This is a genomic window from Waterburya sp. (assembly GCF_058530065.1).
This window is the reverse complement of the sequence record NZ_JBZNBU010000222.1, coordinates 1-11594: the sequence shown is the minus strand read 5'-3', so window position 1 is coordinate 11594 and position 11594 is coordinate 1. Positions and strand designations below refer to the sequence as shown.

Here is an 11594-nt window from a genome sequence, read left to right as displayed (position 1 = left end):
GAAAGTTTCAGTATCTTCTCTTTTGCCCCCAAAACCTCCTACAGATCCAATTCCTGGTAATTCTACTTCCCGAGCGAAACTACCATCTAGATTAAAGATCTTAACTTGCGATCGCGCGTCTTTGAGGTAGTCAGCAACAAACTGATTGTTTAAAATTCCGACACTTTCTAAAGTTTCTGTGGCTTCGGGAATTATTTCACGCCAATTTTCTTGAACTGGATTGTTTAAGTCAATCGCAATTACTTTTCCTTTCGGCGCATCGAAATCCGTTTGTACCCAAAGAGTATCGCCATCATTATCGATAACTCCATAACTTGCTTCAAACTCAGAGATTAATTCAATCACCTCGCTATCGGGCTGTTCTAGGTTTTGATAAAACAATAAGTTCTTGCTATCCGTACCCAACCAAACGCTAATAATTAGATACTTACCATCTTCTGTAACTCCTCCATTAAAGCCCCATTCTTTTTGATCGGGACGATGATAAATTAAAATATCTTCTGCTTGAGTCGTACCCAGACGGTGATAGTAAAGCTTTTGATAATAGTTAACGTCTTCTAGTTTAGTCTCCTGGTTGGGTTCGTCGTAACGACTGTAGAAAAAACCCTGATTGTCTTTTGTCCAAGCTGCCCCAGAAAATTTAACCCACTTCAAGCAATCTGCTCGATCTTCTCCCGTTTCAATATCTCTAACTTTATATTCAACCCAATCCGAACCTGCAACAGACAAACCATAAGCCAACCATTTACCATCATCGCTAATAGATAATCCAGATAAAGCTACCGTACCGTCTTCCGAAAGACTATTAGGATCTAATAATACTTTTGCTTCGCCATCTAAAGAATCGAGGACATACAAAACACTCTGATTCTGCAAGCCATCATTTTTAAAATAAAAATATTTATCTCCTCGTTTGAAAGGACTGCCATATTTTTCATAATCCCAAAGGTTTGTCAAACGCTGCTTAATTTTTTCTCTGGCTTCAATAGTTGTCAAATAACCTTGAGTTACTTTGTTTTGGGCTGCAATCCAGTTTTGAGTTTCTGTAGAACTAGGATCTTCCAACCAACGATAGGGATCTTTTACTACTATTCCGTGATAGTTATCGGTTTGTTCTGCTTGACGACTGGGGGGATAATTGAGATTAGAATCAAAAACTGGCACGACTTATAATTGTTAATGACTTTTAGTCTTAAGCATAGCAATTTAATAACGTCAGTTCGACAAGGGATTTGTGAGAACCGATCGCAAAGATTTTTTTATTAAGATCTTTAAAGATAGCCCAAATCAAATGTAACAATTATTTTCTTTTTCCCTCATCACAATTTGTTATGAAAGCCAACTTAAATCGAGCCAATGACTTAAAATTTAGAAAATCAGAAGCTTAGATTTAATTTCCCTAACTAGCTTTAAGCTTAATTTTCCCCTCGGACGCAGTAATCGAATATATTATCAAGCTTTATTAAAATTGTCTTGACTTGTAGGGCTATTTCTGGATGACATCGCCATATTTTCCGACTATCTTATTATGTAAGAATTCTTAATAACAATTCTCATTAATTCAGTTTAGGTTATTAGACTAGGTAGATTTTTAGATCTTTAATCATAAATAGTAGATCGACAAGTTAATCATAAAAAGCAGGAAATTTTAGTATGAGCGTTAATTTAGCCACAATGTTGCGTGAAGGGACTAAGAAGTCTCACACAATGGCAGAAAATGTTGGTTTTGTAAAATGTTTTCTTAAAGGAGTCGTTGAAAAAAAATCCTATCGCAAACTGGTTACCAGTCTTTACTTTGTCTATTCCGCAATGGAAGAAGAAATGGAACGACTCAAAGATCATCCTCTAGTTGCTCCCATCTATTTTCCCGAATTAAACCGCAAACACAGCTTAGAAGAAGATTTATACTTCTACTATGGTGCTAACTGGCGCGAAGAAGCTCAAAACACCAAAGCAGGAAAAGCTTATGTAGCTCGCATCCGCGAAATTGCCCAATCTAACCCCGAATTATTAGTAGCTCACTGCTATACTCGCTATTTAGGAGATTTATCTGGAGGACAAATCCTCAAAAAAATTTCTCAAAGAGCAATGAATCTAAGCGATGGAGAAGGTACTGCTTTTTACGAGTTTGAAGATATCTCCGATGAAAAAGTTTTTAAAGATAAGTATCGTCAAGCAATGAACGACTTGGCTGTAGATCAAGCTACTGCTGAAAGAATTGTTGCAGAAGCAAACGATGCTTTTGGTATGAACATGAAATTGTTCCAAGAATTGGAAGGTAACTTAGTTAAAGCGATTGGCGTAATGCTATTTAACACTTTAACTCGCCGTCGTACTCGTGGTAGCACAGAATTAGCTACTGCGGAATAGTTTTCTCCAACCCATTCCGTTCAAATAATTAAAATTTATATACATAAGCACAACCCCAAAAGCTGGGTTACGGTTAAGCTGGAGCGAAAAATCTGGCTCTATCGTTATCTATCTCTTGGGGTTGCTTGTTGCATTTTTTTTGATAATTAATTTTGCTTACCTAATTAACCTAATAAAAAGATAAAAAGAACCACAGTTATAAATATATAAATAACTGCGGTTGAATAGTAATTTAGATTAAATTTTAGAGTTTCCTTTTTAGAAACTGAAAGTAGTTCTAAGAACTCCTACAATAGCATCTTCTTCTTCTTGTTCTCCACCATTGGGATTGATGATATAGATTACACCAGGAGTGATGGAGATGTTGTCGTTGAACTGATATTTGTATAATCCTTCAATGTGAATGGGAATATCTTCACTCAAATTATCAGTAGATCTGGATGCCAAATAGGGTTCTGCACCAACGAAGAGTGCGCCTAAGTTACCTTCTTTACCCAAGTCAGGAAAAGATAAACCAGCACCATAAGACCAAATTTCGGCATCATCACTACCATCTCTGGTTATAGCATCAGTGAACATACCAAAAGCGTTGAACGCAACAAAATCGTTTAATTGTAAAGCAGCTTCAACACCATAAGAATTAGTACTTAATTGAGCATCACCACCAAAAGGAGCAGTTGCATCAGCAGTTCCTACTCCTAAATCGAAGATACCATTAGTAGCATCTCCGTCACTATTGCGGACATTACCAAAACTACCGTGAACGTATGTAGCAGCTACTTGAAGCTTATCATCTAACAAACTTAGAGCAACTTGACCTAAAGCCGAATATTCTTCATTAAATAAACCACCATCTTCGACACCAACTGGATTAAAAGAATCTCCACCGAAATAACCAGCACTGACTGTAATAGACTCGGTAGGATTGAAGTTAAATCCTACACCACCACCAGCACCTAGACCAATTTTATAAATGGGACTAGATTCAGCAAAGCTAGAAAGAGAACCAGTTGCACCAGTGAAAGAGTCTAGATAGGGACTTAGGGAAGGGGCGAAATCAACCCAGAGAGGGAACGCAGCGGGTAAATAAACGTCGATTTTGTCACCAATTGGAAAATAATAAGCTAACCAGCCAATTTCCACGTTATTACCGTTATCGAAGTTATAAGTTAAGGCACCAGTTTCTAAAGGTACTGCAACTTCTGCATTATTCTCTTCTATAGTAGTCTGAAATCCTGCTGTGGCATTTCCAGCATCAAGACGAGTGTACAAAGCATCTTCGCCAAAGAAGCTAGAGACGAAAGCCAAACGTACTCGATCTTGGAAGACGATTTCATTGAAATCGGAACTGCCAAATTCACCACTAAGACCAAATACAGCTTCCCCTTCCAGTTTAGTTGTAGTAGAAAATTGACTGTCTTCTAAAACCGCAGTGCGACTTTCGATTTCGTCTACCCGACCGCCAATAGTACTTAGCTCTGCTTCAAATTCTTGAGACAAGCGGGTTAAAGTTTCAATATCTTCTGCTCCTACGTCACTCGCTGTAGAAGCAATTAAACGTTCGATTTGATTCAAACAAGAGTTCAAACCAGCAGCAAACTCATAACGGGAAAGGGGTTGGTTACCGCGATAAGTTTGATTGGGAAAACCAGAGATACAACCATAACGATCTACTAGAGAGCGTAATGCTTCATAAGCCCAGTCTGTAGGAGATACATCTCGCAATTGGTTGACGTTGGTTACCTGATTGCGAGATTTGCCAAGACCTTCTTGACTGTAATTGTTAATTTGATTTAGCAGTTCGCTACTGTCGCTCGTACCTGAAATTGCTTGAGCCGAAGCAGATAATTGAGAACCAATTACCAAACCAGCTACTGCTGGAGCAGCCAACAGTAGATTGCGTATTAATTTTGACATTTTCCTCACACCTTAAAAATTTTGAACATATCCAAAACTAAGAATATAGTTCCCAGTTTTTTTATGCCAATACAGAATCTAACAACGATATCTTGTTTTTATTGTATTTTACGATACAGTTTGCTTATCATCTCAAGATAAAATGTGATTGTCAATACTTAAGTAAGAACTATTAACAACATCGATCGCTGTCCTATTCCCCTCTAGCTAAAAACCCAATTGACTAGGGTTCTGACAGGGAAACCAGTTGCACCTTTATTATTAACTCCACTAGGCGCATCTGCCCAAACAGGACCAGCAACATCTAAGTGCATCCAAGGAGTATCTTTGATAAATTGCTTGAGAAATAGAGCAGCAGTAATCGAACCGCCAGCACGAGGCCCAGTATTTTTCATGTCAGCAATCTGTGACTTTAACCCTTCAAAATATTTATCTTCCATAGGTAGCTGCCAGAATTTTTCCCCTGCCATTTCTGCGGCAGTTTTCATTTCTGCGGCTAAATCTTCGTCAGTACTCCAAAGTCCTGCAATATCGTTACCTAGAGCCACAATACAAGCACCAGTTAAAGTAGCCAAATCGACGATCGCATCTACTTCTAGAGTTTCGGCATAAATCAAGGCATCGGCTAGAGTTAAACGTCCTTCGGCATCGGTATTATTGACTTCAATAGTTTTACCGTTAGCAGCTTTGAGAATGTCTCCTGGGTGCATGGCTTTACCGCTAATCATATTTTCTGTAGCAGCACAGATAAAGTGAACTTCGACATCGGGTTTTAATTGAGCGATCGCTTGTGCCGCGCCCAAAGTGGCAGCACCACCTCCCATATCCATTTTCATGGTTTCGATACCGCTACCGCTGGGCTTGAGATTCAATCCGCCAGAATCAAAGGTCAAACTTTTACCAACGATCGCCACCTTACGTTTGGGAGAGCCTTGAGGTTTGTAGGTAAGGTGAATAAACTTAGGAGGAAGATCGGAAGCTTGCCCCACTCCTAAATATGCTCCCATGCCTTGCTCGAATTGTTCGCATTCTTCTCGTTCGAGAATTTTAATTTCTAAACCATAGTCGGCAGCCAATTTTTGGGCTGTTTCTGCCATGGTAACGGGAGTAACTTCGTTTGCTGGAGCGTTGACTAATTCTCTTGCTAGGATTACTCCATTGGCGACAATTTCTCCTTTGTTAATAGCTGCTTCTTCTCCAGCTAAACCAATTAATTCAATAGTTTCTAGTTTGGGTTCTTTTTCTTCTGGTTCGGACTTAAAACGATTATCTTGATGGAGAGCTAATATTATCGCTTCGGTGACAATTTGAGCGATCGCCGAAGGGGATTCCGAACCTGTGGGCAAACTAACCCCAAGAGTTTTTTCTTTACTTGCCAAGCGAGCGATCGCTGCTGCTGCACTGCGCCAACTATCCAATTTTAAATCTTCTGCTTTCCCCAAACCAACCAAAGCAATCTTGCGGAGAGGATTTTTCCCTCCAACACGGCTTACAACACTACTGCCAGATTTTCCTTCAAATTCTTCCTCTGCTATTAGGTCAGAGATAGTTCCTGAAAGTTGCTCGTCTAATTTAGCCAAATCTCCCGATAATTCGGTTTCTCCTTCTAAGATACCCAAGGCGAGCAGATCGCCAGTCCAATCTAATAACGCTGTTGTAGTTGCTAAAGTTTGCATCCTTGTTTAATTCGTCCTTAAAAATATATGAAACGCTCGTATTTCAGTTTATCTATATAGCGATCGAGTCTACAAGCGAATCTTGATTGTTCGGACAAATTAAAGTGTTTCTACTGTTGTTGGCTGTAATTAATGAAGATTAGAATTGATGGAGTTATTGTATCGATATTTACATCAGATATAGATCTTAAATTGGGCTATTTTATAAAAAATTATGAACCATTCCCCATCTCATAATTCTTTAGCTTCAACGCCTACTGAAAAGAAGCCATTAGGACAGCTTTTAAGCGAAGCTGGCTTAATTTCAGCCCAACAAATTGAACTTGCTTTGCGAGATCAAATAATCAACAACCCTGGGACTAAAATTGGTGAAATTTTTGCTGCCAACGGTTGGATCAAGCAGCAAACCGCAGATTTTTTTGTGGAACAATGGTATGAATTACTAGAACAAGAACAGAAAAAGCCTTTAGTTTATTATTTTCGGCAAGCAGCACTACTCGATGAAACTCAAATTAATCAGATCTTGGAAGAACGAAACCAAAGCGATAAAAAAGTTAGATTTCATCACTTAGCAGTTCAAAAAGGTTTGATTAAAAAAGAAACCGTTGATTTTTTTGTCATCAATCTATTAGCTACTAATCGGAAAAAAATTGTCGAAGATACGGGCTTGTTTACCACTCCCTATGAATTATTAAAAAACTATATTCGAGGAGAAACTGATTTTCAGCGATCGCAGTTGAGAAAAATTAGGCTCAACCATGTAACTCTTAAAGGAGTTAATCTCAATAACTCAATCTTAATTGAAGCAGAATTAAAACAGGCTAATTTGAGCAATTCTTCTTTGAGAGAAGCAAACTTAAGACAAGCAAACTTAGAAAAAGCTATTTTGAAAGAAGTAGATTTTGAATCTGCTTGTTTAAATGGGGTAAATTTTACTGACGCTCATATAGAGGGTTCTAACTTCAAACAGGCTAATCTCATCGCGGCCGATCTTCGAGATGGTTATTTTGTTAATGCTTGTTTTTCAGGTGCAAATCTCAAACAAGTTAAAGTTCAGGGAGCAAATTTTCAGGGAGCTTCCTATGATTCTGAAACTTCTTTCGATCCAGATTTCAATCCTCATGATTGGGGAATGAAACTAATTATTTAACTGTTAACCGCATCTAAATCTGGTCGTAAAGCTTGTGCTTGGCGCAAATAACGATGGGTAATTTTAGATTGGGGTGTTTGAGTATTAATTTGAATGAGAACTCTAATACAACGTTCTAAACTGCCCCTAACCTGCATTTGTTGAAGATCGATTAGGGGTACGTGATTCCAACCAGGACGTTGACGTGCTGCTGCTGCTGGAAACATCATATCGAGATCGGCAGTAGTGGTAAAAAAGACGCAAACGATATCGCTGGGATGAAATTGATTGCAGGTTTCAATTTCTGTTAGTAGTTCGTTTACGGCATCTGCGATCGCCAAAGCTGTATTTTCTTTCACAGTCGTTGCTCCGCGAATGCCTCGTACTTTCCATTCCACTATTTTCTGCTCCCCTAATTTGAATTTTTGATTATATTCAACACCACATCATTATCAACGAACAATTAACAATTAACAACGATATGGATGACAGTTCTCTCTGTCTAGGGGCGATATAACCAGAGAGGTAGACCATTGGTTGCTAGCTCGAATTGTAAAGAATCGATCGCCATACCGATGCCAGTTTTGGTTTGGCTTCTACCTGGAATTAAGCGATTGATAAATGGTTTGGGTTCTTCGATATTAAAACATTCGGTTTTGTCGGGGTCTAATCCTGCTAATTCTGCCGCCCAACGTCGAGCATCTTCTTCCGTACCCAAACGGTCTACTAGACCTAATTCTAGAGCTTGTTCTCCCGTAAATACTCGACCGTCGGCGAAAGTTCTAACCGCATCTTCTTCTAAACCTCTACCCTGAGCGACAGTAGCTACAAATTGGCTGTAACTCACGTCAATTAACTGTTGGAGGATATCTTCTTCTTCTTTAGTCGTCTCGCGATCAAATGCCAAAATATCTTTATAAGGGCCCGATTTAATTACTTTAAAAGATACCCCAACTTTATCTAACAAGCGTTCTAGATTGTTACCCCGCAAAATCACCCCAATACTGCCTGTAATCGTCCCTGGGTTGGATACGATATGTTTTGCTCCTACACCAATATAAACTCCTCCCGAAGCGGATATATTACCAAAACTGGCGACTACCTTAACATCTTTATCTGACTGCAACCTTTGAAGGGCGGTAAATATCTCGTGAGAATCGGCTACTGTTCCCCCAGGAGAATCGATCCGCAATAATAAAGCGGGGAATTTCTTGTCTTCGATAGTTTTAAAAGCTTTGAGGACTTGCTTGCGAGTTTCTGAAGCGATCGCACCAGTAATTTCAATTCGCGCAATTTGTTTCTTTTTCTTGTTAAACGGCCAAATCATTAAGTAGTATTGAGTATTTTAGTTAAAGGTTAATCAAGAGAATCGATAATCGATCTTCTGTAAGTTAACTCATTTTGAATTTTAACCGATCTAGATCTCCAATAGATCTAGATCGGCTCAAAGTAACTATTTAATCAACTTTTTCCCAATTGGGTAATAGAAACATCCAGTAAACTAATATTTGTGGTCAGGTTACTTAGGGGTGGATTCATCGCTTCTTTATTGCCCACTACTAAGGTCACTAATTTATCTGGTTGAATGTATTGACGAGCAGCATCGAGCAGATCTTCCTGGGTAGTATTTTGAACTTGCTTTTGATATTCAAAAATAAAATCTTCTGGATAATCAAAATATTCATAGCGCATCAAGCGAGAGAGGCTTTGACTGGGACTTTGAAAATTGAACACAAAAGAATTGAGAATAGATTCTTTGGCATTATCTAATTCTCGATCGCTAACTGGTTCGGTACGCAGTTTTTTGATTTCTGAAATTACCGATTGAATAAAGGGGACAGTATTATCAGTCTGAGTTTGTCCTCCTGCAATAAATAAACCGTCAAAATCGAAACTAGGACTCCAAGCACCATAGACGCTATAAGCCAATCCTTGACGCGATCGCACTTCGTTAAATAGCCTACCGCCAAAACCGTTTAAAACTCCATTTAAAACGCTCATAGTGGCATAGTCGGGATTGTCAAACTGTCCTCCAATATGACCTAAAAGAATGCTGCTTTGGGTGAGTTGGGGGCGATCTACGACAAATAGTCCTTGGAGGTTTTTTTGACTGGCAGCGGGTGCTGTTAATGCTGGTGCTGGACTATCTACTTGCCAATCTCCCAGGCTATCTTGCACTCGTTGGATCATTTCATCGGCATTAAAATCTCCCACAATACCCAAAATTATGTTTTCAGGTCGTACGTAAGTACGATAAAAGTCGATCGTATCTTCACGGGAAATATTATCTAAAGTTTCGTATTCAATAGTGCGGGCATAAGGACTAGTTTCGCCATAAATAACTTTATCGAATTCTCGACTGGCGATATCGTCTGGATTATCATTCCGACGGGCGATCGCACCCTGTTGTTGTCTTTTGGCGATCGCCAATTTTTCGGGAGCAAAAGCTGGCTGGCGCAGAACTTCCGTAAAGAGAGGAAATACTGTATCGAAATCTTCGGTTAAGGTATTAAAACTGGCACTTCCCGAAGTAGTACCTATATTTGTTTCGACGCTGGCAGCTTTTTGTTCGAGGATAGAATTTAATTCGGCTGCGGGATGATTTTCCGTTCCCCCACTACGCATGACACTTCCCGTTAGTCGTGCCAAACCGACTTTATTACTCGGCTCAAAACGCGAACCAGTCCTAATTAGAGCCGTACCGCCAATTAAAGGCAAGTCTCGATCTTCTAGTAAATAAACCACCATGCCATTGTCTAATTCATAGCGATCGTATTCGGGAAACTGAACTTCAGGAATAGGCGGAAATTCTAACTCTGTATAATGTTTGGGAGTATCGGCGATTGCTGGCAACCGAACCGTAAATGATAATAAAACTGTAAATATGACTAAACTCAACCAAGAAAATAGTTTTTTACTCATTTATATTGATTTTTAGAGAAACTTTACTATTCTATCCATTCAGTAGTTAAAGCTGATTCCTCAAGACAAAATTAAGCAACATTTAACCGGGGAAAAAGGATAAGTCTCAGAACAACAGATAAATGTTAAGAATTGAAAGATGTAATTGTATAATTGACGGTTGTATCCTTTGACACAGATGGCGATCGAACGTTATACGCTGCCCGAAATGGGCGAAATTTGGACTGACAATTATAAACTCAAAACCTGGCTGCAAGTAGAAATAGCAGTCTGCGAAGCACAAGCAGAATTGGGATATATTCCTCAAGAAGCTGTGGATGAAATCAAAGCAAAAGCTAATTTCGATCCTCAACGAGTCTTAGAAATCGAAGCAGAAGTTCGTCACGATGTAATTGCTTTTTTGACTAATGTTAATGAATATGTGGGGGATGCGGGTAGATACATTCATTTGGGGCTAACTAGTTCCGATGTCTTGGATACTGGTATTGCCTTACAAATGGTTGCTAGTCTTAATTTAATCCTGGAACGTCTAGAAGAATTAATTCAAGCAATTCGCTATCAAGCCCAACAACATCGCAACACCATTATGGTAGGCAGATCTCACGGCATTCATGCCGAACCAATTACCTTTGGTTTTAAACTAGCTGGTTGGTTGGCTGAAGTATTGCGCAATCGCGATCGCTTGGTTAGACTCCGTAAAGAAATCGCTGTCGGTAAGATATCTGGGGCAGTGGGTACTTATGCTAATGTCGATCCGAAAGTAGAAGCGATATCCTGCCAGAAACTCGGTTTAGAACCCGACTGTGCTTCGACTCAAGTAATTTCTCGCGATCGCCATGCAGAATACGTACAGCAGTTGGCTTTGTTGACAGCATCTATCGAACGTTTTGCAGTAGAAATTCGCAATCTTCAACGTACGGATGTTTTGGAAGTAGAAGAATTCTTCTCTAAAAAGCAGAAAGGTTCTTCCGCAATGCCTCACAAGCGCAATCCCATTCGTTCGGAAAGATTGACAGGAATGGCAAGAATCATTCGCGGTAATGCCGTAGCAGCCTTAGAAAACGTTGCTCTATGGCACGAGCGAGATATATCTCATAGTTCCGTAGAACGGATTATTTTGCCCGATAGCTGTATTTTGACTCACTTTATGTTGAAAGAAATCACTGGCTTGGTGAAAAACTTGCTGGTATATCCTGAAAACATGAAACGCAACATGAATGTCTATGGTGGAGTAATCTTTAGCCAGAGAGTTCTATTAACTCTAGTAGAAAAAGGCATGAGTCGCGAAGAAGCCTATCGCGTAGTTCAAGGATGCGCTATGAGTGCGTGGAACAAGATCGATGGAGACTTCCGCAGGTTGATTTCTCAAGATGAAGTGGTGACCAAAACCTTATCTCCTGAAGAAATCGATGCTTGTTTCGATCCTAACCATCATTTGAAGAATCTCGACGAGGTATATCAACGACTAGGAATTTAGGTAAGTAGGTAGCAGGTAGTGAGTAGTGTAGAGACGTTCCATGGAACGTCCGTACGAGTAGTGAGTAAAGAAATCAACATCCTAACCTTTATACATAATGCTG

9 protein-coding genes are annotated in these 11594 nt (G+C 39.5%); 3 read left to right on the top strand and 6 right to left on the bottom strand.

Annotation, left to right across the window (positions count from 1 at the left end; all coding sequences use genetic code 11):
- Positions 1-1164, bottom strand: a 1164-nt coding sequence (locus tag AC33VI_RS13680; RefSeq protein ID WP_491782823.1) for a prolyl oligopeptidase family protein, incomplete at its 3' end; no start/stop codon positions are given.
- A 489-nt stretch (positions 1165-1653) separates the two neighbouring features.
- Here AC33VI_RS13680 and AC33VI_RS13675 point away from each other — a divergent pair.
- Positions 1654-2370: a biliverdin-producing heme oxygenase gene (locus AC33VI_RS13675; RefSeq protein ID WP_491782822.1), complete on the top strand. Its 717-nt coding sequence runs from the start codon at positions 1654-1656 to the stop codon at positions 2368-2370.
- Positions 2371-2628: 258 nt separating this feature from the next.
- On the opposite strand, the gene AC33VI_RS13670 is transcribed toward AC33VI_RS13675, so the two are convergent.
- Both AC33VI_RS13670 and AC33VI_RS13665 read right to left on the bottom strand, forming a co-directional pair.
- Complete coding sequence (locus tag AC33VI_RS13670) at positions 2629-4287, bottom strand: iron uptake porin (RefSeq protein ID WP_491782821.1); 1659 nt, start codon at positions 4285-4287, stop codon at positions 2629-2631.
- 203 nt (positions 4288-4490) lie between these two features.
- Positions 4491-5963: a leucyl aminopeptidase gene (locus tag AC33VI_RS13665; RefSeq protein WP_491782820.1), complete on the bottom strand. Its 1473-nt coding sequence runs from the start codon at positions 5961-5963 to the stop codon at positions 4491-4493.
- 214 nt (positions 5964-6177) lie between these two features.
- On the opposite strand from AC33VI_RS13665, the gene AC33VI_RS13660 reads away from it, so the two are divergent.
- The gene (locus tag AC33VI_RS13660) at positions 6178-7113 is read left to right on the top strand and encodes a pentapeptide repeat-containing protein (protein WP_491782819.1); all 936 of its coding nucleotides are present in this window, start codon (positions 6178-6180) and stop codon (positions 7111-7113) included.
- Here the strand turns inward: AC33VI_RS13660 and aroH are convergent.
- The 3 genes from aroH to AC33VI_RS13645 form a co-directional block, all read right to left on the bottom strand.
- Positions 7110-7493: a chorismate mutase gene (aroH, locus tag AC33VI_RS13655; RefSeq protein ID WP_491782825.1), complete on the bottom strand. Its 384-nt coding sequence runs from the start codon at positions 7491-7493 to the stop codon at positions 7110-7112. The genes AC33VI_RS13660 and aroH overlap by 4 nt on opposite strands.
- 101 nt (positions 7494-7594) lie before the next feature.
- A complete protein-coding gene (gene sppA, locus AC33VI_RS13650) occupies positions 7595-8419 on the bottom strand; it encodes a signal peptide peptidase SppA (RefSeq protein WP_491782818.1) in 825 nt (274 codons plus the stop codon).
- 134 nt (positions 8420-8553) lie between these two features.
- A complete protein-coding gene (locus AC33VI_RS13645) occupies positions 8554-10014 on the bottom strand; it encodes a M16 family metallopeptidase (RefSeq protein ID WP_491782817.1) in 1461 nt (486 codons plus the stop codon).
- 178 nt (positions 10015-10192) lie between these two features.
- On the opposite strand from AC33VI_RS13645, the gene purB reads away from it, so the two are divergent.
- A complete protein-coding gene (gene purB / locus AC33VI_RS13640) occupies positions 10193-11491 on the top strand; it encodes an adenylosuccinate lyase (RefSeq protein WP_491782824.1) in 1299 nt (432 codons plus the stop codon).
- Positions 11492-11594: the final 103 nt, after the last annotated feature.